This is a genomic window from Ruegeria intermedia, assembly GCF_900129345.1.
GTDB classification, from domain to species: domain Bacteria; phylum Pseudomonadota; class Alphaproteobacteria; order Rhodobacterales; family Rhodobacteraceae; genus Ruegeria; species Ruegeria intermedia.
The window spans coordinates 1-20,553 of the sequence record NZ_FQVK01000030.1 but is presented as its reverse complement, the minus strand read 5'-3'; the positions used below and the strand labels follow the sequence as shown (position 1 = coordinate 20,553).

Genomic DNA, 20,553 nt, shown 5'->3' with positions numbered 1-20,553 from the left:
TGTGAATTGCAAGCGTGACGCTCAGCTTTCCTCAAGCTTGGCCGCGAGGCGGAAGCCGATGCGGTTGGCGGGCTTGTCCTCGACCGTTTTGGGCAGGGCGCGCAACATGACGTTCAGCTGGCTGACATGCTGCACCAGTTGCGTGCGAGCGCCCGAACCGTCCGAGCCGTAGAAGGTGATCACGTCGGGGTCAAAATACCCCATCCCCTCGATCCGCATCACCCCGGCGTCACCGCCGGTAAAGCCCATGGCGACCTCGTGATCGGCATCGAGGGTTTGCTCGAAATTCTGGATGTACAGGATCAGCCGCTCATAGGCCCATTGGGCGGGGCTTTTGCTGTCGACCGGCCGGCGCAGAGGTTCGGGCAGATCCTTGGTGCCCGACACGCTGTCCGGGTCGGCATGCACCTCATAGCACCGGGGCAGAGCTGCGGCCTCGGCAACTTCGGCCGAAGTTTCGATCTTGTCCTGCATCATCTCAACCTTTGCGCTGATACACCCATGCGCCGTCTTCACGGCGCGCCCGGGTCACGGCGCCAGTGTGGTAAAGATGGTTCAGATGCGCAACCGCCTCGACCAGCGCAAGACCGTATTCGCCGCCGCGGATGGGGCGTTTGAACAGGGTCACGAAACAGTCCGACGCCGCCTTGGGTGCGTCCAGATCGTCCAGCAGGCGTGCAAGAGCGCCGTGGTGGTTCTCGATCAGTTGCTTCATGCGGATCGGCAGGCCGACGAAGGGCAGCTTGTGCCCCGGCAGCACCACCTGATCGGGCCGTGCCAGCCGTTGCAGGCGCTCGCAGGCCTCCAGCCAATCGGACACCGGGTCGGCCATCGGCTCGGTGGCATAAACGCCCAGGTTCGGGCTGATCGAACTGAGGATCTGGTCGCCCGAGATCACCAGGTTGTCGTCGCGGCTCCAGAACGTGGCGTGTTCGGGGGCATGGCCATTGCCCATATGCACGTCCCAGTCGCGCCCGGCCATGCGGATCACGTCGCCCTGCTTGATGCGGACAAAGCCCAGAGGCATCGGATAGACCGTGTCGGCAAAATTGAAGGGCCGCTCGGACATGCGCCTGGCCAGGATCTCGGGGGCCATGCCGGCGCTGCGGTAGAATTCCAGCGTCTCTTCCGGCCAGTTCTCCTGCACGTCCAGCGTCAGCATTCGCGCAAACAGCCATGCGGTACGGCTCGAAACCAGATCGGCGCCGTGCTCCGATTGGAACCACCCGGCATTGCCGACGTGGTCGGGGTGGTGATGCGTGACCACCACCCGGGCCACCGGCTTGCCGGCAAGCGGCCCGGCCATCAGGTCGGACCACAGGCCGCGCGTCTTTTTCGATGAAATCCCGGTGTCGATCACCGTCCAGCCGTCGCCGTCATCCAGCGCGTAGACATTGACGTGGTCCAGCGCCATTGGCAGCGGCAGGCGCATCCAAAGCACGCCCTCGGCGATCTCGGTGGCCTGCCCGGGCGCGGGCGGCTCGGGCCAGGGATGGCGAAACGCCGGAGGCCGTGCGCCGTCCATCACGCGGCCAGTTCGTCGGCGCTGAGCGCAAACAGATCGCCGGCTCCGATCTGCGCCTGATCCAGCAGGCCCGCGTATTCCGGCAGGCGCGCGGTGATGTAGTACCGCGCCAGCTTGGCGCGCGGACCATCCGGATCGGCCAAGGCGGCGATCAGGTGGTAATGCGCGCCCAGCACGCGGGCAAAGGCGTTCAGATAAGCCACGGCCCCGGCAAAGCGGTTGTTCATGTCCTCTTGCGCCACCAGCCACTCGGTCGCCTCGCGCAGGGATTCGGTCGCCTCCCATACCGGGCCGGCCAGCTCGGGCACGGTGGCGCGGGCGCGCTCGGCATGATCTTCGATCTCGTCCAGCAGGCGGGCGGCGGCTTCGCCCCCGTCCATCATCTTGCGGCCGACAAGGTCCATGGCCTGAATGCCGTTGGTCCCCTCGTAAATCGCGGTGACGCGGACATCGCGGTAAAATTGCGCGGCGCCGGTTTCCTCGACATATCCCATGCCGCCGTGCACCTGCAGGCCGGTTTCGGCCACGCGCATGCCGGTCTGGGTGCCGAAGGCCTTGCAGATCGGGGTCAGCAGGGCTGCCCGCGCGGCCCAGTCGGCATTGCCGGTGGCCTTGGCCATGTCGATGGCGGCGGCATTGGCCAGCATGATCGCGCGGGCGGCGAACAGGTCGGCCCGCATGTCCATCAGCATCCGGCGCACATCGGCATGATCGATGATCGTGCCCGAAGGCGTCTTGCCCTGCTTGCGTTCCAGTGCATAGGCCAGCGCGTGCTGATAGGCGCCCTCGGCCGCGCCTACGCCCTGCCCACCGACGCCGAGCCGCGCGTTGTTCATCATGGTGAACATGGCGGCCATGCCCTTGTGTTCCTGGCCCACCAGCCAGCCCTTGGCGCCGTCATACTGCATCACGCAGGTGGGCGAGCCATGCAGGCCCATCTTGTGTTCCAGCGACACCACCTTCAGGTCATTGGCCACGCCCGGATTGCCGTTTTCATCGGGGATGTACTTGGGCACCAGGAACAGGGAAATCCCCTTGGTCCCCGGCGCGCCGTCGGGCAGACGGGCCAGAACCAGGTGGCAGACATTCTCGCAGAAGTCATTGTCGCCCCACGAGATGTAGATCTTCTGCCCGGTCACCGAATAGGTGCCATCGCCGTTGGGTTCGGCCTTGGACGTCAGCGCGCCAACGTCAGACCCGGCCTGCGGTTCGGTCAGGTTCATCGTGCCCGACCATTCGCCCGACATCAGCTTGGGCAGGTACAGCGCCTTGAGCTCTTCGCTGGCGTGGTGTTCCAGCGCCTCGATCTGACCCTGGCTCATCAACGGGGCCAGCTGCAGCGACAGGCAGGCGGCGCTCATCATCTCGTTCACGGCGGTGGTCACGGTCATGGGCAGGCCCATGCCGCCATATTCCGGGTCGCCGCTCATGCCGATCCAGCCACCCTCGGCGATCGCCTTCCAGCCGTCGGCATAGCCGGGCGAGGTCCGCAAAACCCCGTTTTCCAACCGCGCGGGGTGCAGATCGCCGGGGCGCTGCAGAGGGGCCATCACCTCTTCGCACATCTTGCCGGCCTCGGTCAGGATGGCGCTGACCACGTCCGGGGTGGCCTCGGCGAATTTCTCGGTCGCGGCGACGTCCTTGAAGCCCACGACGTGGCCCAGAAGGAACTCGTAATCGGAAATAGGCGCGCGATATGGCATGGTTTCCCCCGGAAATCCTGTGTTGGTCGCATTGTCGGGCTTGGCTTCCACGGCCCGCGTCGGTATTCATCCAAGCTTGTTCGATTACCTATCCGTCCGCCTGTTGCAAGCAACCAAAACGCCGCGTCACCAGCCATGAGCCTCCAGAACACGCAGAGTCTGACCGCCGATGCCGCCGGAATCGCCACCGCGGCCGAACTGCTGCGCCAGGGCCTGCTGGTGGCTTTTCCGACCGAGACGGTCTATGGGCTGGGTGCCGATGCCCGCAACGGCGAGGCGGTCGCGGCGATCTATGCCGCCAAGGGCCGGCCCAGCTTCAACCCGCTGATCGCCCATGTCGCCTCGGTCGAGGCGGCGCAGCGCCACGTCGAGTGGTCGGATCAGGCCCAGCAGCTTGCGGATGCCTTCTGGCCCGGCCCGCTGACGCTGGTGCTGCCGCTGCGGGCGGGGCACGGGGTGTCGTCGCTGGTGACGGCGGGGCTGGATACGCTGGCGGTTCGGGTGCCGGCCCACCCCACCGCGCAGGCGCTGCTGCGTGCGGTCGACGGACCCGTGGCCGCGCCGTCGGCCAACCCTTCAGGTCGCATCAGCCCGACGACCGCGGCCCATGTACGCGAAGGCCTGGACGGGCGCATTGCCGCGATCCTGGATGATGGCCCCTGTGCCGTAGGCCTGGAATCGACCATCGTCGGGCTGGCGGGTACACCGGCCCTGCTGCGCCCGGGCGGTGTCACCGCCGAGCAGATCGAGTACGTTCTGGGCACGAAACTGAGCCATCACAAACCCGGCGACCTGCTGACCGCGCCGGGGCAGTTGCAGTCGCACTATGCGCCGGACGCCCCTGTTCGACTGAACGCCGAACAGCGTCGGGGGGACGAGGTGCTGCTGGGGTTCGGGCCGGTGGCCTGCGATCTGAACCTGTCGGAACGGGGCGACCTGCTCGAGGCTGCGGCGAACCTGTTCGCCTATCTGCACGAACTGGACAAATCCGGGCGTCCCATCGCGGTCAGCCCGATCCCCGGCCACGGCTTGGGCGTCGCGATCAATGACCGCCTGCGCCGCGCCGCCGCCCCGCGCAATTCCTGATCAGGCCCGCCCGGCGTTGGCCGAGAGGGTCAGCGGATCGACACCCAGCGTGGCCAGAGCGGCCTCCCACTTGTCATCGTCGGGCAGATCAAAAACCAGTTTCGAGGTCGCCTCGGCGGTCAGCCAGCCGTTCAGGCCGATCTCTTCCTCCAGCTGCCCCGGCCCCCAGCCGGAATAGCCCAGCATCAGCATCGCGTTCAGCGGCCCCTTGCCTGCGGCGATATCCTCGAGCACGTCCAGCGTGGCGGTCATGCTGAAATCGCCGGCCACATGCAGCGAATGCAGGTTCGCGTCATAGTCGGAACTGTGCAGGACGAACCCGCGCGACAGCTCGACCGGGCCGCCGAAATGCACCAGGCGCTCGCCCACGATCGGGATCTGGCAGGGGATGTTCAACTGCCCCAGCAACGTCTTGACCCGCAGGTCCGACGGCTTGTTCACGATCAGACCCATCGCGCCATCCTCGCCATGGCTGCAGATGTAGACCACCGAGTGGTCAAAGCGCGGATCGCCCATTCCGGGCATCGCGATCAACAGTTTTCCGGTCAGATCCATCGGTTGAAGACTCTTTCTTCGTATTCCCCCACAATGGCCCCGCGTGCCCCGGATTGGCAAGGGATCACGCCGGATTTCGCAGCTTTGCCGCAGGTGACCGGAACGTGACTTGGCAAACCGGGCCACAAAACGCATGTATGAACCATGACCCGCATGTTCAAATCCCTTGCCGCGATCCTGTCGACCTTCCTTTTTCTGTCCGCACCCGCCCGGGCGCAGAGCGTGGACGACATCGTGCAGCTCGACATCCTGGACGGAGGACTGGCGCAGGACGGAACCTATCTGGGCGCCCTGCGCCTGAGGCTCGAGGATGGCTGGAAGACCTATTGGCGTGCACCCGGCGATGCCGGCATCCCCCCGCAGTTCGACTGGGGCCGGTCCGACAATGTCGGCGCGGTGTCCGTCATCTGGCCCGCGCCCGAGATATTCGACCAGAACGGCCTGAAATCGATCGGCTACGCCAGGCAGGTCGTGCTGCCGATCAAGATCACACCCAAAACCGCAGGCCAGCCGGTTCGGCTGAGGGGCGAGGTCGATCTGGGCGTCTGCAAGGACGTGTGCATTCCGGCCACGCTGGGCTTTGACCACGCACTGGACGCGGGCGCGCCCCGCAATCCCGCCATTGCCGCGGCCTTGGCTCAGAGGCCCTATTCCGCGCGCGAGGCCGGCGTCTCGGCCACCACCTGCCACCTGAAACCCACGGCGGATGGCTTGTCGGTGCAGGTCCACATCTCGATGCCGCCGGCCGGCGGAGCCGAGATGGCGGTGATCGAGCCGGGCAACCCCGCGCTGTGGGTGTCGCCGGCCGAAACCACCCGGCAGGGCGGCACCCTGATTGCCTCGGCCGAGGTGGTCAGCGCCGACGGCAGGCCCTTTGCGCTGGACCGGTCCGACCTGCGGATCACGGTTCTGGGCGCGCGCTATGCGGTCGACATCCGCGGCTGCAGCGCCGGTTGACCCCATGAGCCGATTTCCCCGGATCGGCGCCCTGGCCGTGGTGGTGCAGGACGGACAGGTGCTGCTGGTGCAGCGCAGCAAGAACCCAGATGCGGGGCTGTGGGGGTTTCCCGGCGGGCACGTGGAATGGGGCGAGACCGTCCTGCAGGCCGCGGCCCGCGAGTTGCTCGAGGAAACCGGCGTGACCGCCAGCCCGCAGCACTATCTGGGCAACCTGGACCTGTTGCACCGGGATGAGACCGGAGAAATCCGCTTGCACTACCTGCTGGTGGGGGTGGCCTGCCGGTTCGAGTCGGGCACGCCCCGGGCCGGCGACGACGCGCTGGACGCGGCCTGGTTTCCCACCGAACGTATCCTGAACGGCGCCCTGCCGATGAGCGCGCGGGTGCCGGAGCTGCTGGCTCAGGCCCTCGCCCGGGCCGAGAACCGCGCATAGAGCAGGCCCGACATCAGCATCCCGACGATCAGAATGACCACGGCCCCTGCGGCAAAGGCACCCAGCCCCATGCGCAGGATCGCGGGCCCGTCCGGCCCGCCGTAAAGCCCCGCGACGACCCCGGCCGGGGCACCCGCGACCAGCGGCCAGACCATCGTGACCATCATCCACACCAGCATCGCGGCACCGGTGCCCATGGCCGAGGCGCGCACCACCCCGTCCGGCGCGCGCAACGCCCGGCGCATCGCGGTCATGGGGCGGGCAACGTCATTCAGGATGGCCAGCAGCGCCGGCACCAGCAGCAGAACCAGAACCATGCCGAAGGCCAGCCCATAGACCAGCGTGATCACCGTGGGCTTGAGGAACTGCGCCTGCTGCGACCCCTCGTACAGCAGCGGCGTCAGCCCCAGAACCGTGGTCAGCGTGGTCAGCATCACCGGCCGCAGACGGTCGGCCGTACCTTCGATGATCGACGGCACCAGCCCGCGTTCCTGCCGGTACTGGTCGATGGTCGTGACCAGCACGATCGAGTCGTTGATGATGATCCCGGTCATGCCCAGCAACCCCACAACAGTGAACATGCTGAGCGGAACATCCCAGATGTAGTGGCCCCAGATCGTGCCCACCAGGCCGAAGGGGATGATCGACATCACCACCAGCGGTCGCGTCCAGCTGGCGAAGACCCAGGCCAGCACGATGTAGATCCCGGTCAGGCACAGGATCAGCCCGGTGCGGGCCTCGGCCAGAAACTCGTTTTCCTGCTCGCTCAGGCCCGCCATGCGCCATTCGACCTGTTTGTCGGCGGCGATCTTCGGCAGAATCTCGTCGTGCATGGCGCGGGCGATTTCCGCGGCGCGGGCCGGGTCATCTTCGGAGATGTCGCCCTTGACCGTCACCACCCGCAGCCCGTTTTCCCGGCGCACCGTCGAGAACCCCGACTTGCGCTGAACCGAAACGATGTCGGCCAACGGCACATAGACTCCCTCGGGCGAGCGCATCAGGGTGCGTTCCAGAAAATCGGCCGTCAGTTCGCCTTCGGGCAGCTCGACCCGGATCTCGGCGCTGCGGGGTCCGTCGGGGAAGGTCGCGGCCTCGATCCCGTTCAGGCGGTGGCGCAGCACCCGGCCCAGGGTCTCGATGCGAAAGCCCAGGGCCTCGCCCTGGGCCGTCAGGTCCAGAATGAACTCCTCCTTGTCATAGGCCAGGTTGTCTTCAAGCGCCGAAACCTCGGGGTATTTCGACAGCTCGGCCTGCAGTGCCTCGGACGCGGATTTCAGCGTGCTCACGTCGGCGCCATAGAACTGCACGTCGATCGCATCGCCCCCCGGACCCGAACGCCAACCCCGGAAGCTGAGCAGTTCGACCTTGGGATGGCGCGGCACGAATTCCTGCAGTTCGCCCACGAATTCGAAACTGGAATAGGGGCGCAGGTCGGCGTCGATCAATTCGATCGAGATGCCGCCCAGCAGATCGCTGTCCTTGCCCTGCGCGGCCGACAGGCCATACCCGGCGCTGCCGCCGACCTCGGCCAGGACATAGTCGATGGGGTTGCGGCCGTGGCGTTTCTCGTAGATCCGGCCCAGCTCCTCGGTCGCGCGCTGCAGCATGTGCATCATTTCCAAGGTATCCGCGCGGGTGGCGCCTTCGGCCATGATGAAATTGCCGGTGACCGAGCCCCGCTCGGGGGCGTTGAAGAACCGCCATGTCACGTCGCCCCGGATGAACAGCGCGATCTGGCCGGCCAGGATGGCGACCATCAGCGCCACCACCACATAACGCGCCCAGATCGCCCAGGCGACCAGCGGACGGAACAGATGGTCGCGCACCCAGCGAAAGCCCCGGTTCACAACCCGGTTCGGCCAGTCGTACCAGTGTTCCTTGGCCGAATGCGCGATGGCGTGGGACATGTGGTTGGGCAGGATCAGAAAACATTCGACCAGCGAGGCGGCCAGCACCGCGATCACGGTAAAGGGGATGTCGCGGATCAGCTCTCCGAACCGGCCGCCGATGACGGTCAGGCCGAAAAAGGCGATCACCGTGGTGACGGTGGCAGCAAGCACCGGCATCGCCATGTGCCGGGCCGCACGTTCGGCGGCCACCACCGGCGGCTCGCCCAGGCGGCGGGCGCGGAAATCGGCATGTTCGCCCACGACGATCGCGTCATCGACCACGATGCCCAGCGTGATGATCAACCCGAACAACGAGACCATGTTGATCGACAGCCCGCCGATATACATCAAGGCGATGGCGGCCGACATGGCGACCGGAATGCCGGCGGCCACCCAGAAGGCGATGCGGGCGTTCAGGAACAGGAACAGCAGGACCACGACCAGCCCCAGCCCCATCAGGCCGTTGTCGATCAGGATGTCCAGCCGGTCGGTGATGGCCTGCGCGCGGGTGCGGATCAGGTCGATCGTGATGCCTTCGGGCAGGGTGGCCTGCATCTCGGCCACCACGTCTTCGACCGTGTGCTGGATGCCGATCGCGTCGCCCAGGTTCGACCGGTCCACGCGGATCGACATGGCCGGGTTCTCGCCCACGAAATAGCTGCGGTTGCGGGTCACGCCCTCGAGCCGGATCCGCGCCACGTCGCCGACCACCAGCTTGGACCCGTCGGGATAGTTGCGCAGCACGATGCCCTCGATCTGTTCAGGGCTGCGCTTTTCGATGCCGGTACGGATCCGGGCATTGGCCCCCGAGACATCGCCCGCAGGGTTGACGGTGACTTCGGCCGAAATGGCCGCGGCGATCTCGGACATCGTGATGTCGCGGGCGATCAGCTGCGCGGTGGGCACCTCGACCACGATGCGCGGCGCGGCCAGCCCCCGGATCGTGGTGCGGGTCACGCCGGCCGCGAACAGACGGTTGATGAGCTCGTCGGTCAACCGGGCCAGCTGCTCGGCCGCGACGGGGCCGGTGATGACCACATCCGTCACCCGGTCGCGCCAGGCCGACCGTCGGATCGAGGGCTCTTCGGCGTCCTCGGGCAGGTTGGTGACGCTGTCGATGGCGGTGCGCACGTCTTCGATCGCGCGGGCCATGTCCCAGTTCGGTTCGAATTCCAGCGCGATGTTCGCGGTTCCCTCGCGCGACGTCGCTTCGGTGGTGGCGACGCCATCGATTCCCTTCAGCGCAGGTTCGAGGATCTGGACGATGCCGCTGTCCATGTCCTCGGGGCCGGCGCCGTCCCATTCGACGTCGATTTCCACCCATTGCATCACGACATCGGGAAAGAACTGCGCCCGCATGTTCGGAGCCGCGGCCGCCCCCAGGACCAGCATCACCACCAGCAGAAGGTTGGCCACCGTCCGGTGCCGGGTGAAATAGCTCAGCAGACCGCCGGCTGCGTCCGGGATCCTGCGCATCATCGCGCTAGCCCCCCGTCCGGGTTTCCAGGCGCTGCACCAGCGACGCAGGCACCTTCGAGGCGGCCAACTGGTTCAGCACCCGGGTCTTGACCTCTTGCGGCATGCGCTCGCTGGCCTCGACTTGGGCCACCAGCCGCGCGCGCCGTTCGTCGCTCAGCTCGACCATGTCGGGGGCGGCGGCCGCGCCGTCCTCGATGCGGACGGGGCGCACCCGGACACCGGCGCCCAGCAGTGGCGTGCGCGCCACCACGACCTCGCGCCCGGCAAGGCCCGCCCCGCGCAACAGAACCGCATCACGCTGTCGGCGCACCAGCTCGACGGGCAGAACCTCAAGCCGGTCCTCGCCCGCAAGCACAAGCACCGTGCCCTGCGCATCCAGCGCCGAGGCCGGCAGCCGCACCACGTTTTCCAACGGCTGTTCCTGCACCGAGACGGTGACGAAATCGCCCGGTTTGAACCCCGTCGCCTGATCCAGCCGCGCAAAGATCAGACGCCCGGTCTGGCCTTCACCGGCTGAACCGCTGTCACGGCTGATGCGCCCGGTGGCGACCAGATCGGCCCCCGTCACCTCGAGCGAGACCGTGACCGGCGCCGTGATCAGCGCGCCCCGCTCGTCCAGCAGGCGCACATATTGCGCGGTGGACACCCGGAACGCGACCTCGAGCGCCTGCGGATCCACCAGTTCGGCCAGTTTCTCGTTCGCGGTCACCAGCCCGCCCTCGACCAGCGACACACCCGACAGCGTGCCGTCGAACCCGGCCCGGATGGTCATGTCATCGACATCGCGTTCGGCCGAGTCCAGCGCGATCTGCGCGCGCGTCAGCAGCGTGGTCGCCTGATCGACCCGCGACTCGGCCTGCGCCAGCGCGATCCGGCGCGACAGAACCGTCTGGCGAGCCGACGCCGCGGCCAGTTCCGCCTCTTCGACGCTGGCCGTGGCACCCACCCCGCGCTCCAGCAGATCCTTCTGGCGTTGCAAGGCCCGTTCGCGCAGGTCGGATTGCGCCTGCGCGGCGCGCAGCTCGTCCTGCGCCAGCAGCAGCGCGCGTTCCGCGTCGCGCTGTTCGAACTGCGCATCCAGCAGATCCGAGCGCGCCCGTTCCAGCGCGGCCAGCGCATCGGCGGGGTCCAGTTGCACCAGAACCTCGCCGGCGCGGACCTCGCCACCCTCTTCGAAATTCTCGGCCAGGCTGATCACCCGCCCGCCCAGCGCAGCCCGCAACTCCAGCCTGCGGCGGCTCTGGACCTGTCCGAAAGCCTCGAGATACGGGGTCGCCGTCGTCACCTCGGCCTTCTGGACGGTGACGGCAAACACCCGTTCGCGCGGCGGCGGCGGGGTCGTGTCGCGGGTCATCACCTCTTGCACGGCACCGGTGATCAGTTGCGCGGCCACCAGCAGCAACGCCAGCATCAGCGACGCCAGAAAGATACCGACAAGGCTTTGCCGCAGAAATCGCATCGATCATTCACTCCGGTCGCAGCAGGCTGCCATGCGCAGAAACCTAGCCTGACAACAAAAAATGCCAAGCCACAAGGCAGTTAACCCACCTGAAACGCACGACCAGTCTACTTCCGTCGCAGGTGTTCGTCCAATCTGGGCATGATTTCCACGAAATTGCAGGGGCGGTGGCGGTAATCCAGCTGTTTTGCAAGGATCCCGTCCCACGCATCCTTGCAAGCGCCGGGGCTGCCCGGCAAGGCGAACAGATAGGTCCCCCCCGCCACGCCGCCCGTGGCCCGCGACTGCACCGCCGAGGTGCCGATCTTTTCCATCGATATCAGGGTGAAGACGGTCCCGAAGGCCTCGATTTCCTTTTCATAGACATCGCGGTGCGCTTCGACCGTGACGTCGCGCCCGGTCAGCCCCGTGCCGCCGGTCGAGATCACCACGTCGATCCGGGGGTCGGCGACCCAGGCGCGCAGCTGGTCGGCGATCTGTTCGCGTTCGTCGCGGATGATCTTGCGGTCGGCCAGGACGTGGCCTGCGCGTTCGATCCGGTCGACCAGCGTCTGGCCTGACCGGTCCTCGGCCATGGACCGGGTGTCCGACACGGTCAGAACGGCGATGCGGACGGGGATGAATTCCATCGTTTCGTCGATGCGGGACATGGGTTCAGGCCCTTTCCATGACGGCCAGCCGCACCGCGAGCGCCGCAAAGACGCCGCCGCTGACCCAGCCCAGAATGCGCGAGGCGCGCGGGCTGGAGACCAGCACCCGCCCGGCTCCGCCGGCAAAGGCCCCGACCAGCCCGTTCACCACCAGCCCGCCGACGGCGATGATCGCGCCCAGCGTCAGGAACTGCAGCAGGACCGACCCGCTGTCGGGCGAGACGAATTGCGGGATGAAGGCCAGCACGAACAGGATCACCTTGGGATTGGTCAGGTTCACCAGCATCCCGTCGCGAAAGGCGAACCGCGTGGGCCGGGCTGGTGTCTCGGCCGAGATCGCCCCGTTGCGGATCGCGCCCCAGGCCAGATACAGCAGATACCCGACGCCCATCCAGCGGATCACGTCAAACAGCCACGGCAGCGCCGCAACCGCCGCGCCCACGCCCAGCCCGGCCAGCAGAACATGCACCATCAGACCCGCCGACACCCCGGCGCTGGCCACGACCGCCGGGCGCGCGCCCGAACGCAGACCCTGCCCGAAACAGAACATCATGTCGGCCCCCGGCGTGAGGTTCAGCGCCAGGGCCGCCGGAACGAATGCCAGCAGCGTGGTGGTTTCAATCATGTCTCGACCTCGAACCAGTTGACCGTGGGGCCCAGGTTGGCCACCTGCGTGCGGCCGATCCTGCCGCGCGCGCCCCAGCTGTCGTGGATATGCCCGCAAAAGGCGAATTCGGGCTGAATCCTCTCGATCGCATCGCGCACCGCGACCGAACCGACGGACAGTCCCTGTGATGTGACATCCCCGCAGGATTTGGGTGGCGAATGGGTGATCAGGATATCGGCCCTGTCGCAGCGGTTCAGCAGTTCTTCGGCCTCGGCTTCGGTCAGGTCGCAGTACCAGTCTCCGAAGGGCGTGACCGGCACGCCATAACCCAGCCCGAACAGTTCGACGCCGTCCAGCGTCATGCCCGACCCGTGCAGAACATGCACGCCGTCCGGTGCGGCCCGGGCCAGCTCCTCGGTGCTTTCGGCATTGCCGGGCACCAGAACCATCGGCGCGGTGATGCCCGACAGCATCTCCATCGCCTGATTCAGCGCCTGTCGCCCGTTGCAGTAATCTCCGGCGCCGATCACCAGATCCGCGTCCGCGCTGGCCGCAACCAGCTCGGCCGCCCGGTTTCGGGCCAGGTGCAGGTCGGAAAAGGCCAGTATCTTCATCATGTGCCCTCCAGAAACGCGCGCAGCTCCAACAGATCGGCCCAGGCCTGACGCTTGGCATGGGGCTGGCGCAGCAGATAGGCCGGGTGCAGCATCGGCAGGACCGGCAGGTTCAGCGCCTGATCCCACTGCCCGCGCAGCCGCGTGATGCCGCGCTTGTTCAGAACCGCCTGAGCGCTGATGTTGCCCATCACCACCAGAACCTTGGGCTTGGACAGGGCCACGTGCCGCTCCAGAAACGGCTGCATCATGGCAATCTCGTCCGGCCGCGGGTCCCTGTTCTGCGGCGGACGCCACGGCAGGACATTGGTGATGTAGACGTTTTGGGCGCGGTCCAAATCTATCGCGGCCAGCATCCGATCCAGCAACTGCCCGGCGCGGCCGACGAAGGGCTTGCCCACGCGGTCCTCCTCACGGCCCGGAGCCTCGCCGACGATCATGACGGGCGCGCCGGCGGTGCCGTCGGCAAAGACCAGGTGCCGCGCGCCGCGCTTGAGGTCGCAGTGAGCGAACGCCTGCATCGCCGCGCGCACCTGATCCAGAGACGATGCGGCCGCCGCAGCCTTTTTCGCCTCGGCCACCGGGTCCAGCTTGACCGGCTTCTGCGGCGCGGCCCCGGCCGCGGCAGGTTTCCGCGCCTTGGGCGCCGTGTCCGGCAGCGCATAGCGATCGACGGGCGTGTCGACGATCGCGTCGGTCACACCCAGTTCGACCTGCCATTCCAGCAGGGCGCGCGCGGTAAAAGGATCAAGGGCCGATTCCATGCCCATCAATCTAACCAGCTTTGCGAGAAGGGAAAGCGAATTGGCCTTGCCTTGGTCCATTGCCCGGCCGACCATGGCCTTGTCATGGTCGGAATGCTGAAGCCCCTGTTGATTGTCCTGTTCGCCCTGCCGCCCGGCGCGGCCTTGGCCCAGTCGTTTCTGGACGATCGCGGCCAATGCCGCGGGGGTCAGTTTCAATGCGGTCTGAAATGCTGCTCGGTCGGCCAACGCTGCAGCTTTGACGGGTTCTGCATTCAGGCCGGGGGCACCTATTGCGGCGGCGGGCGGTCCTGCGGGCCGTTCGAAAAATGCGTGGCCGGGGGCACCCGATGCGCGCCGGCAGGGGCAAACAAATGCGCCTCGCGGCTGGATTGCCCCGGCGGGACCTACTGCAACGGGCGCGGCGAGTGCCAGCCCGTGACGCCCGAATTCGCCCCCTCTCCGAAACCGGCAACGCCCTGCGACGACGGGCGGGTCTGCGCGCCCGGTTCGACCTGCCTGCCGGGCGGCGGCTGTACGCGCCCGGGCTGGTATCTGTGCGAAGAGACCGGATCGCAATGCCGCACCGGGTTCAAATGCTCGGCCAATCAGGGCTGCGTGCCCAGAAAGGCCCTCGATTGCGGTTACGGCAAGTGGTGCCGGCCCGGCGAGCGGTGCCTGCCCGAAGGCGGATGCGAGAAACTGCCCGACGGGGACTGACTCCAGTTGCCCCGACGCGCAGCGCTTTCTATAAGCGGCGCGACTGTCAGACAGGAGCCCGGCCCATGCGTTTCGCCCATCGTCACCTACTTGGCATCGAGCATCTGTCCCAATCCGACATCACCGCCATTCTGGACCTGGCCGAAAAATACGTCGATCTGAACCGGCAATCGGCCAAGCACTCGGACGTTCTGGCGGGGCTGACCCAGATCAACATGTTCTTCGAGAACTCGACCCGCACGCAGGCCAGTTTCGAATTGGCGGGCAAGCGGCTGGGTGCGGATGTGATGAACATGGCGATGCAGGCCAGTTCGATCAAAAAGGGCGAGACCCTGATCGACACGGCGATGACGCTGAACGCCATGCATCCCGACCTGCTGGTAGTGCGGCATCCGCATTCGGGCGCGGTAGACCTGCTGGCGCAGAAGGTCAACTGCGCGGTGCTGAACGCCGGCGACGGGCGGCACGAGCACCCCACGCAGGCGCTGCTGGATGCGCTGACCATCCGGCGTGCCAAGGGGCGGCTGCACCGGTTGAACGTGGCGATCTGCGGGGATGTGGCCCATTCCCGCGTGGCGCGGTCAAACCTGATCCTGCTGGGCAAGATGGAAAACCGCATCCGCCTGATCGGCCCGCCGACGCTGGTGCCTGCGCAATTTGCCGAATTCGGGGCCGAGATCTATGACGACATGACCGAGGGCCTGCGCGACGTGGACGTGGTGATGATGCTGCGCCTTCAGAAAGAGCGGATGGATGGCGGGTTCATCCCGTCGGAACGGGAATACTACCACCGCTATGGCCTGGACGCCGCCAAGCTGGCGCTGGCCAAGCCGGACGCCATCGTGATGCATCCCGGCCCGATGAACCGCGGGGTCGAGATCGACGGCACGCTGGCTGACGACATCAACCGCTCGGTCATCCAGGAGCAGGTCGAGATGGGCGTCGCCGTGCGCATGGCCGCGATGGAACTGCTGGCCCGCAACCTGAAGGAGGCGGCATGAGCGATCTGACCCTATCCGCCGGCGAGCGGGGCGTGATCCGCCTGTTCGCGCTGGACATGCGGCCCGAAGAGGCGAAGTTCCTGCGCGAGCCCGGCGCGGCGGACCAGGTCCTTGGGGTCTCGGGGCTGGACCCCGAGCAGATCGACGTGTTTCCGGTGTCCGACCTCGAGGATCTGGGCCTCTACGGCTATCTCGGCGAGGGCTGCGGCGTGTCCGAGGACCAGCTGGACCGGGCCAGGCTGGAGTCGGTCGACGGCTGGGTTCTGGTGCTGCGCAGCGCGGCCCTGGGCCGGCGCGCGGCCACGCTGAGCCCCGACCCGCGCCTGCGCCTGGTCGGGCTCTACACCGAAGAGACCACGAACTGGAGCGGCGGCACCATCGAAACCGAAAGCGCGCGCCCGTACTCTGCCGCGCCCAAGCCCGTTCCGAACGGGCAGCCCCGCCGGACGGGATCGGCCGTACTTGCCCTGATCATGCTGCTGGTCATCGGAGGTGCCCTGTGGCTGATTCTGTGACCTTTGCGCCGGACAAGGGCGCCTATGTCCGCACCAACGCGTGGCTGGCCGCGGGCGCGATGGCGGGGGCGATGCTCGTGCTGTGGCTGATCGGAAATCCCTATGTCTGGACCGGCGCCCCGGCCGGTCTGGCGGCGGTGGGCGTCCGGGCGTGGTATCTGGCTTCGGAGGAGCTGGTGGCCAATTGGCAGATGACCGCCACCACCCTGACCGGGCCCGGCGGGCGCAGCGTGCCGCTGAACCAGATCGCGGCCGTGAATATCATGGGCAGCTTCGTGCAGATCGTCACCAAAGGCGGCGACAAGCACCTGATCAAGTACCAGGCCGACCCGGCCGCCACCAAAGCCGCGATTGAAAGGGCGATGGGATGAGCGACGGGTGGTGGCGCGAGAAGATACCCGAGGGCGAACAGGTTCTGTGGTTCGGGCACCCGCATAGCGGCCATTTTCCGCCCCACTTGGGTTGGTCCTACAGAATTTTGATCGGCGCCGTCGGTCTGGCGTGGCTCGCCAGCCCGTGGTTTGCCGACACCGTGCGGGATTTCTGGAAGCTGATCAGCTGCACGGGCGTGCTGGCGCTCGTGATGTGGGCGGACCGCTTTGTTCGCTCGCAAAGAGTCTACGTCGTGACCTCGCAGAACGCGTGGCAAATCAACAAGGAATTCAAACCCAAAAAACTGGAAATCAACCGGTTTCTGAATTTCCGCACCGTGCCCTCTGCGGTGGTTTTTGCCCGACACCCCTTTTTCAGATTCGACCATCTGTCCGACCCGAATGCCGCATTGGCGGCACTGACCCAAGCCCGAGAGGCCCAGACATGACAGCCCTGATGTTCACCAACGCCCGCCTGATCGACCCCGAAGCCGGAACCGATGCGCCGGGCTGGCTGCATGTGGCCGACGGGCGCATCGTGGCCAGCGGCGACGGTCCGGCGCCCGAGACGGAAGCGCAGGTGATCGATTGCGCTGGTCAGTGTCTGGCCCCCGGCATCGTCGATATCGGCGTCAAGGTCTGCGAGCCGGGCGAGCGGCACAAGGAAAGCTACAAATCCGCGGGGCTTGCCGCCGCGGCCGGGGGCGTGACTACAATGGTCACCCGCCCCGACACCCTGCCTGCGATCGACACGCCGGAAACGCTCGAATTCGTCACCCGCCGCGCCCAGGCCGACACGCCCGTCAACGTGCTGCCCATGGCCGCCCTGACCAAGGGCCGCGACGGGCGCGAGATGACCGAGATCGGGTTTCTGATGGATGCGGGCGCGGTGGCTTTCACCGACTGCGACCATGTGGTGGCCGACACCAAGGTGTTCTCGCGCGCGCTGACCTATGCCCGGGCCTGCGGCGCGCTGGTGATCGCCCATCCGCAGGACCCGGGCCTGAGCCGCGGGGCCGCCGCCACCAGCGGCAAGTTCGCGGCCCTGCGTGGCCTGCCCGCCGTATCCCCCATGGCCGAACGCATGGGGCTGGACCGCGACATCGCCCTGCTGGAGATGACCGGCGCGGCCTATCACGCCGATCAGATCACCACGGCCCGCGCCCTGCCCGCCTTGGAACGGGCCAAGCGAAACGGGCTGGACATCACCGCCGGCACCTCGATCCATCACCTGACGCTGAACGAGCTGGACGTGGCCGACTATCGCACCTTCTTCAAGGTCAAGCCGCCGCTGCGCTCCGAGGACGACCGGCAGGCGGTGATCGAGGCCGTACGCTCCGGTCTGATCGACACGATCAGCTCGATGCACACGCCGCAGGACGAGGAAAGCAAACGCCTCCCGTTCGAAGAGGCGGCCTCGGGCGCGGTGGCGTTGGAAACCCTGCTGCCGGCCGCACTGCGCCTTTACCACGCCGATCAACTGGACCTGCCGACCCTGTTCCGGGCCATGGCGCTGAACCCGGCGAACCGTCTGGGGCTTGACTCCGGCCGTCTGAGCGCGGGCGCCCCGGCCGATCTGGTTCTGTTCGACCCGGATGTGCCCTTCGTGCTGGACCGGTTCACGCTGAAATCGAAATCGCAGAACACCCCGTTTGACGGGCAGCGGATGCAGGGTAAGGTCACCGCAACCTACGTTGCAGGCAAAGAAATCTATCGGAGACCCTGATGCCCCCTCTCGACAGCACGACGACCCAACTGATTGTCTGGGCCGCGATCGGATACCTGATGGGATCCATCCCTTTCGGCATGCTTGTCGCGCGCCTGATGGGGCTGGGCAACCTGCGCAAGATCGGATCGGGCAATATCGGCGCCACGAACGTTCTGCGCACCGGGAACAAGGCGGCGGCCGCGCTGACCCTGCTGTTCGATGCGGGCAAGGGCGCGCTCGCGGTTCTGCTGGCGCGGGCGGTGGCTGGCGAGAACGCGGCGCAGATCGCGGCGCTGGCGGCCTTTGTCGGCCATTGCTATCCGGTCTGGCTGGGCTTCAAGGGCGGCAAGGGCGTGGCCACCTTTCTGGGTCTTTGGCTGGCGCTGGACTGGCGGGTCGGCATTGCCTGCTGCCTGACCTGGCTGGTGGCGGCGGCGATCTGGCGGATTTCATCCATCGGCGCCCTTGCCGCGGCGGCGCTGTCGACCATCTGGATCACCCTGCTGACCAACGGCGCCACCTTTGCCCTTGGCGCGATGCTGACGCTGTTGATCTACTGGCGGCACCGGGAAAACATCGCGCGCATCAAGGCCGGAACCGAACCCAAGATCGGCAAATCCTAGCGCCCTCTGTCCGTCCACGACCCAATCACGTTTGATTGCTTTGAACGTGATCGGCGCCTTTCCCACCTGAGGTATCGTGACGCCCGATCACCGGGCGCACGAAACGCAATCACGGAGCCGGAACACCCGCATGTGGACATGCCGGGCTGGCCCGATCAGGAAAGGTGGAACCATGAACAAGATCAAATCCCTGTTGGGCGGCGTGGCGCTGTCGGTCGCAATCGCAAGCTCGGCCCTGGCGGCCGGGGTCGAAATCAACGCCTCGTCTACCGGGCTGGCCATGCAGGGCTATGACCCGGTGGCCTATTTCACCGAAGGCGAAGCAACCAAGGGCAGCTACAAGATCACGGCCCTGCACGACGACGCGCTGTATCGCTTCGCGACCGAGGAACACAAGGCCGCCTTCGAGGCCAACCCCGAGGCCTATCTGCCGGCCTATGGCGGCTATTGCGCATTCGGGGCGGCGATGGGCTTCAAGTTTGACGGGGATCCGACCTATTGGAAGATCGTCGACAACAAGCTGTACCTGAACCTGTCGGAAGATATCCAGCAACGCTGGGAAGGTGACATTCCAGGCTTTATCGAAAAAGCCAGCGCAAACTGGGAAACCATTGCCGACAAGGATCCGGCCGAACTGCAGCAATGATCCGCTGACACCCCGGCGGCAGATCGCCTCTGCCGCCGGGCGTCACCGGGAAATCGTTGATGTGATCCCCGAGAATTGGACCATTTCGGCTTAGAGACTTCCGCGACGACTCCCCGGCTGGGAAAGGAGCGGAAACGCATGAAGACATCGACGTTCACGGACGCGCAGAAGGCGTTCATCATCTAACACGGCGAGGACGGCACGCCAATTGCGGACATCCGCCGCTAGGCCGGGATCAGCCAGGCGACGTATATCAATTGGAAGAAAAAGTATGCCGGGCTGATGCCGTCAGAGATGAAGCGGCTGCGCGAATTGGAAGATGAGAATGCTCGGCTGAAGAGGATCGTCGCCGGTCTGACCCTCGACCGGGAAATGCTTCGGGACGTCATCAAAAGAAAGCTCTGAAGCGGGGCCGGAAGCGCGAACTGATTGACGGGATGTGTCTGAAGTCAGCAGGTAGGAGCGCGCGATCTTGCTGAAGCGCGGCACCTCTGTGCGGCCCGAAAACAGACCGCCATTTACAAAGGGAAAGGCGTTTGCCCCGCGAGGGATACCGGCCTTCTCGCGGTCTGCGGCCTTGGTGTTCATGGCGCGGAACAGCTCGCTGATCACCTCATGGGTGTTGGAGCTGTCCTTTTCGCTCATCTGCTCGACAGTCGCAGTGAACTGATCCTCTTTGACGAAAATGTCTGTGTCTTCCGCGAAGAAGCAGAAAATAAGCCGCGCCATGAAGTGGTTCATGTCATGGCGGCGCTCGGCAGTGCCCCAATCAGGATTGTCCTTCAGGAGCTCGACATAGAGCCGGTTGAGGCGGCCGGTGGCCTTGATGTCAAAGGAGCTTTCGCGGATTTGCTTGACGGTGAAGATGCCCGCCAGCGGTAGGAAGAACCCGAAGTGATCCGGGAATTCCTTAGATTCGCAGGCGATCGGCGCCACGTCGGACACCAGGTATTCGGCCTCAAGTGTGATGCCGTCAGTCGCCAGAATGAATTTCACGCGGTTGCGGGGATTCTGGGTGGCCGCGCTCTCGCGCAGTTCGCGGATGGTTTCTGGAACCTAGAGGTGGTCCGAGAAATCTGAACAGATGAGTTAGGTGGATTTTCCGCTCCTGATCCGGCAGCGTGCCGGGACGAAGGAGTGAATATGGCAAGACGACCGAGGCGGAACCACAGCCCTGCATTCAAGGCGAAAGTGGCATTGGCAGCTTTGAAGGGCGACAAAACGATGAGCGAATTGGCGACGCAGTTTGACGTTCATCCGAACCAG

22 protein-coding genes and 2 pseudogenes are annotated in these 20,553 nt (G+C 66.2%); 13 read left to right on the top strand and 11 right to left on the bottom strand.

The window, feature by feature from the left end; translation table 11 throughout:
• Window positions 1-21: 21 nt before the first annotated feature.
• The 3 genes from F3H26_RS17050 to F3H26_RS17040 are packed head-to-tail and all read right to left on the bottom strand — an operon-like array spanning window position 22 to window position 3,228.
• On the bottom strand, window positions 22-474 hold the full coding sequence (locus tag F3H26_RS17050; RefSeq protein ID WP_149777185.1) for a DUF6173 family protein: 453 nt from the start codon (window positions 472-474) through the stop codon (window positions 22-24).
• A 4-nt stretch (window positions 475-478) separates the two neighbouring features.
• The gene (locus F3H26_RS17045; protein ID WP_149777184.1) at window positions 479-1,525 is read right to left on the bottom strand and encodes an MBL fold metallo-hydrolase; all 1,047 of its coding nucleotides are present in this window, start codon (window positions 1,523-1,525) and stop codon (window positions 479-481) included.
• Window positions 1,525-3,228, bottom strand: coding sequence for an acyl-CoA dehydrogenase (locus F3H26_RS17040; RefSeq protein ID WP_149777183.1), 1,704 nt, complete (start codon window positions 3,226-3,228; stop codon window positions 1,525-1,527). Before F3H26_RS17040 ends, F3H26_RS17045 begins: the two co-directional genes overlap by 1 nt.
• A gap of 135 nt (window positions 3,229-3,363) precedes the next feature.
• Between F3H26_RS17040 and F3H26_RS17035 the strand changes: the two genes are divergently transcribed.
• The gene (locus F3H26_RS17035) at window positions 3,364-4,314 is read left to right on the top strand and encodes an L-threonylcarbamoyladenylate synthase (protein ID WP_149777182.1); all 951 of its coding nucleotides are present in this window, start codon (window positions 3,364-3,366) and stop codon (window positions 4,312-4,314) included.
• Here the strand turns inward: F3H26_RS17035 and F3H26_RS17030 are convergent, their stop codons facing one another.
• Window positions 4,315-4,869 (bottom strand): YqgE/AlgH family protein, encoded by a 555-nt coding sequence (locus F3H26_RS17030; RefSeq protein WP_149777181.1) that lies wholly within the window; start codon window positions 4,867-4,869, stop codon window positions 4,315-4,317.
• Between the two features lie 153 nt (window positions 4,870-5,022).
• Between F3H26_RS17030 and F3H26_RS17025 the strand changes: the two genes are divergently transcribed.
• Together F3H26_RS17025 and F3H26_RS17020 are read left to right on the top strand one after the other, a co-directional pair.
• Entirely contained in the window at window positions 5,023-5,826 is an 804-nt protein-coding gene (locus F3H26_RS17025; protein ID WP_149777196.1) for a protein-disulfide reductase DsbD domain-containing protein, read from the top strand.
• Between the two features lie 4 nt (window positions 5,827-5,830).
• Window positions 5,831-6,262, top strand: coding sequence for an NUDIX hydrolase (locus tag F3H26_RS17020; RefSeq protein ID WP_149777180.1), 432 nt, complete (start codon window positions 5,831-5,833; stop codon window positions 6,260-6,262).
• Here F3H26_RS17020 and F3H26_RS17015 read toward each other — a convergent pair.
• The 6 genes from F3H26_RS17015 to F3H26_RS16990 form a co-directional block, all read right to left on the bottom strand.
• Window positions 6,229-9,630, bottom strand: a complete 3,402-nt coding sequence (locus F3H26_RS17015; RefSeq protein WP_149777179.1) for an efflux RND transporter permease subunit — start codon at window positions 9,628-9,630, stop codon at window positions 6,229-6,231. The genes F3H26_RS17020 and F3H26_RS17015 overlap by 34 nt on opposite strands.
• Window positions 9,631-9,634: 4 nt before the next feature.
• Window positions 9,635-11,089, bottom strand: coding sequence for an efflux RND transporter periplasmic adaptor subunit (locus tag F3H26_RS17010; protein ID WP_149777178.1), 1,455 nt, complete (start codon window positions 11,087-11,089; stop codon window positions 9,635-9,637).
• A 107-nt stretch (window positions 11,090-11,196) separates the two neighbouring features.
• The gene (gene moaB / locus F3H26_RS17005; protein ID WP_149777177.1) at window positions 11,197-11,739 is read right to left on the bottom strand and encodes a molybdenum cofactor biosynthesis protein B; all 543 of its coding nucleotides are present in this window, start codon (window positions 11,737-11,739) and stop codon (window positions 11,197-11,199) included.
• 4 nt (window positions 11,740-11,743) lie between these two features.
• Entirely contained in the window at window positions 11,744-12,364 is a 621-nt protein-coding gene (locus F3H26_RS17000; RefSeq protein WP_149777176.1) for a LysE family translocator, read from the bottom strand.
• A complete protein-coding gene (locus F3H26_RS16995) occupies window positions 12,361-12,960 on the bottom strand; it encodes a metallophosphoesterase family protein (RefSeq protein ID WP_149777195.1) in 600 nt (199 codons plus the stop codon). The genes F3H26_RS17000 and F3H26_RS16995 overlap by 4 nt, the downstream gene beginning before the upstream one ends.
• Window positions 12,960-13,724 (bottom strand): uracil-DNA glycosylase, encoded by a 765-nt coding sequence (locus F3H26_RS16990; protein ID WP_149777175.1) that lies wholly within the window; start codon window positions 13,722-13,724, stop codon window positions 12,960-12,962. The genes F3H26_RS16995 and F3H26_RS16990 overlap by 1 nt, the downstream gene beginning before the upstream one ends.
• A 93-nt stretch (window positions 13,725-13,817) precedes the next feature.
• Between F3H26_RS16990 and F3H26_RS16985 the strand changes: the two genes are divergently transcribed.
• The 9 genes and pseudogenes from F3H26_RS16985 to F3H26_RS16945 form a co-directional block, all read left to right on the top strand.
• The gene (locus tag F3H26_RS16985) at window positions 13,818-14,423 is read left to right on the top strand and encodes a scavenger receptor class F, member 2 (protein WP_223162549.1); all 606 of its coding nucleotides are present in this window, start codon (window positions 13,818-13,820) and stop codon (window positions 14,421-14,423) included.
• A gap of 65 nt (window positions 14,424-14,488) precedes the next feature.
• Window positions 14,489-15,424 carry an aspartate carbamoyltransferase catalytic subunit gene (locus F3H26_RS16980; RefSeq protein WP_005979082.1) on the top strand — a complete coding sequence of 312 codons (936 nt, stop codon included), beginning with the start codon at window positions 14,489-14,491 and terminating at the stop codon, window positions 15,422-15,424.
• Window positions 15,421-15,939 carry a hypothetical protein gene (locus F3H26_RS16975; protein WP_149777173.1) on the top strand — a complete coding sequence of 173 codons (519 nt, stop codon included), beginning with the start codon at window positions 15,421-15,423 and terminating at the stop codon, window positions 15,937-15,939. Before F3H26_RS16980 ends, F3H26_RS16975 begins: the two co-directional genes overlap by 4 nt.
• A complete protein-coding gene (locus F3H26_RS16970; protein WP_223162548.1) occupies window positions 15,924-16,310 on the top strand; it encodes a hypothetical protein in 387 nt (128 codons plus the stop codon). The genes F3H26_RS16975 and F3H26_RS16970 overlap by 16 nt, the downstream gene beginning before the upstream one ends.
• Window positions 16,311-16,417: 107 nt before the next feature.
• Window positions 16,418-16,759 (top strand): hypothetical protein, encoded by a 342-nt coding sequence (locus tag F3H26_RS16965; RefSeq protein ID WP_149777172.1) that lies wholly within the window; start codon window positions 16,418-16,420, stop codon window positions 16,757-16,759.
• On the top strand, window positions 16,756-18,036 hold the full coding sequence (gene pyrC / locus F3H26_RS16960; RefSeq protein WP_149777171.1) for a dihydroorotase: 1,281 nt from the start codon (window positions 16,756-16,758) through the stop codon (window positions 18,034-18,036). The genes F3H26_RS16965 and pyrC overlap by 4 nt, the downstream gene beginning before the upstream one ends.
• Entirely contained in the window at window positions 18,036-18,641 is a 606-nt protein-coding gene (plsY, locus tag F3H26_RS16955; protein ID WP_149777170.1) for a glycerol-3-phosphate 1-O-acyltransferase PlsY, read from the top strand. The genes pyrC and plsY overlap by 1 nt, the downstream gene beginning before the upstream one ends.
• A 172-nt stretch (window positions 18,642-18,813) precedes the next feature.
• Window positions 18,814-19,287 (top strand): YHS domain-containing (seleno)protein, encoded by a 474-nt coding sequence (locus F3H26_RS16950; protein ID WP_149777169.1) that lies wholly within the window; start codon window positions 18,814-18,816, stop codon window positions 19,285-19,287.
• 138 nt (window positions 19,288-19,425) lie between these two features.
• Window positions 19,426-19,727, top strand: a pseudogene (locus F3H26_RS16945) (transposase); the annotation flags it as partial.
• Between the two features lie 10 nt (window positions 19,728-19,737).
• Here the strand turns inward: F3H26_RS16945 and F3H26_RS19925 are convergent.
• A pseudogene (locus F3H26_RS19925) lies at window positions 19,738-20,328 on the bottom strand (type IIL restriction-modification enzyme MmeI); the annotation flags it as partial.
• Window positions 20,329-20,430: 102 nt separating this feature from the next.
• Here F3H26_RS19925 and F3H26_RS16935 point away from each other — a divergent pair.
• The coding region (locus F3H26_RS16935; protein WP_149776288.1) for a transposase at window positions 20,431-20,553 on the top strand (123 nt) is incomplete at its 3' end.

Excerpts from the sequence above, each read along its gene's own strand:
- F3H26_RS17000 (WP_149777176.1), bottom strand. The coding sequence starts at position 12,364 with ATGATTGAAACCACCACGCTGCTGGCATTCGTTCCGGCGGCCCTGGCG.
- plsY (WP_149777170.1), top strand. The coding sequence starts at position 18,036 with ATGCCCCCTCTCGACAGCACGACGACCCAACTGATTGTCTGGGCCGCG.
- F3H26_RS17025 (WP_149777196.1), top strand. The coding sequence starts at position 5,023 with ATGTTCAAATCCCTTGCCGCGATCCTGTCGACCTTCCTTTTTCTGTCC.
- F3H26_RS16950 (WP_149777169.1), top strand. The coding sequence starts at position 18,814 with ATGAACAAGATCAAATCCCTGTTGGGCGGCGTGGCGCTGTCGGTCGCA.
- F3H26_RS16990 (WP_149777175.1), bottom strand. The coding sequence starts at position 13,724 with ATGGAATCGGCCCTTGATCCTTTTACCGCGCGCGCCCTGCTGGAATGG.
- F3H26_RS16985 (WP_223162549.1), top strand. The coding sequence starts at position 13,818 with ATGCTGAAGCCCCTGTTGATTGTCCTGTTCGCCCTGCCGCCCGGCGCG.
- F3H26_RS17040 (WP_149777183.1), bottom strand. The coding sequence starts at position 3,228 with ATGCCATATCGCGCGCCTATTTCCGATTACGAGTTCCTTCTGGGCCAC.
- F3H26_RS17010 (WP_149777178.1), bottom strand. The coding sequence starts at position 11,089 with ATGCGATTTCTGCGGCAAAGCCTTGTCGGTATCTTTCTGGCGTCGCTG.
- F3H26_RS16980 (WP_005979082.1), top strand. The coding sequence starts at position 14,489 with ATGCGTTTCGCCCATCGTCACCTACTTGGCATCGAGCATCTGTCCCAA.
- F3H26_RS17030 (WP_149777181.1), bottom strand. The coding sequence starts at position 4,869 with ATGGATCTGACCGGAAAACTGTTGATCGCGATGCCCGGAATGGGCGAT.
- moaB (WP_149777177.1), bottom strand. The coding sequence starts at position 11,739 with ATGTCCCGCATCGACGAAACGATGGAATTCATCCCCGTCCGCATCGCC.
- F3H26_RS16995 (WP_149777195.1), bottom strand. The coding sequence starts at position 12,960 with ATGAAGATACTGGCCTTTTCCGACCTGCACCTGGCCCGAAACCGGGCG.
- F3H26_RS17035 (WP_149777182.1), top strand. The coding sequence starts at position 3,364 with ATGAGCCTCCAGAACACGCAGAGTCTGACCGCCGATGCCGCCGGAATC.
- F3H26_RS17020 (WP_149777180.1), top strand. The coding sequence starts at position 5,831 with ATGAGCCGATTTCCCCGGATCGGCGCCCTGGCCGTGGTGGTGCAGGAC.
- F3H26_RS17045 (WP_149777184.1), bottom strand. The coding sequence starts at position 1,525 with ATGGACGGCGCACGGCCTCCGGCGTTTCGCCATCCCTGGCCCGAGCCG.
- pyrC (WP_149777171.1), top strand. The coding sequence starts at position 16,756 with ATGACAGCCCTGATGTTCACCAACGCCCGCCTGATCGACCCCGAAGCC.
- F3H26_RS17050 (WP_149777185.1), bottom strand. The coding sequence starts at position 474 with ATGCAGGACAAGATCGAAACTTCGGCCGAAGTTGCCGAGGCCGCAGCT.
- F3H26_RS16975 (WP_149777173.1), top strand. The coding sequence starts at position 15,421 with ATGAGCGATCTGACCCTATCCGCCGGCGAGCGGGGCGTGATCCGCCTG.
- F3H26_RS17015 (WP_149777179.1), bottom strand. The coding sequence starts at position 9,630 with ATGATGCGCAGGATCCCGGACGCAGCCGGCGGTCTGCTGAGCTATTTC.